Origin of the sequence: Frankia sp. Hr75.2 (assembly GCF_949319125.1) — a bacterium.
GTDB lineage: Bacteria > Actinomycetota > Actinomycetes > Frankiales > Frankiaceae > Parafrankia > Parafrankia soli.
The window spans coordinates 1-1,015 of record NZ_CASGGV010000176.1; the positions used below are offsets into that span (position 1 = coordinate 1).

Consider the following 1,015-nt stretch of genomic DNA (forward strand, 5'->3'; position numbering starts at 1 on the left):
GTGCGCGGGGTGTCCTTGAGGGCGTCGACGAGCTGCGGGACGACCGCGCGCAGGTCACCGACGAGGGGCACGTCGATCGAGCGGTTGACTCCGATCGCCTCGGGGTCCTGTTCGACGAGGATCCACTTGCGGTTGGCCTCGTTCGCGACCCAGTGCCGGCCGCGGCCGTAGTGCACCGGCTCCCCGAGCTCGGTGCCGATGGCCAGGCACAGGTCGGACTTGACCACCGCGTCGATCGACGCCGCGGAGAAGCCGTAGGGGAAGGTGCGGTCCTCCAGGCCCTTGATGAAGGAGGTGCCGCCGGAGGTCTGGATGACCGGGCAGGCCATCGCCTCCGCGAGCGCGCGGACGGACTCTCCCGCGCGGGAGGTGTGCACGCCGTGCCCGACGAGCAGGACCGGCTGCTTGGCCGCGCGGATGTACTCGGCGGCTTCGGTGATCCTGTCGGGGCCGGCGGTCTGGTTCACCAGCCGGTACGCCGCGGGGGGCAGGGGCGCCGGGACGTCGAGCTCCTCGAGGATCACATTCGAGGGGTACTCGATGTAGACCGGGCCCGGGGTGCCGGACAGGGCCTTGCGCAGGCCCTCGCGGATGACCTCGTCGGTCTGGTCGGCGTACTCGATGCTGGCGCAGTACTTCACCGACGGCGCGAACAGCTCAGCCTGCTGCACGAACTGGATCCGGCCACGGCGGACCCGCTGCTCGGTGATCCGGGCACGCTGCCCGCCCAGGAAGATGACCGGCGAGTTCTCGACCTTGGCGCACATCATCGCCCCGGCCAGGTTCGCGACACCCGGGCCCAGGGTGCCGATCGCCACCGCGGCCTTGCCGGTCATCCTCGACACCGCCTCCGCCATGAACCCGGCGGACTCCTCATGGTGCGGTGAGACCACGGTCCAGCCGCGTTCCTCGGCGAGGTGGAACATGTGCACGAAGTTCGGGTCGGGAATACCGAAGATCGTCTTGATTCCCTCGGCTTCGAACAACTGGAGGATGCGCTCGTAGACTTTTACCG

General features: G+C 69.3%; 1 protein-coding gene. It reads right to left on the reverse strand.

Annotated features, from left to right (window positions below):
- On the reverse strand, positions 1–1,015 hold a 1,015-nt coding region (locus tag AC559T_RS13775; RefSeq protein WP_498868938.1), incomplete at both ends, for a thiamine pyrophosphate-binding protein.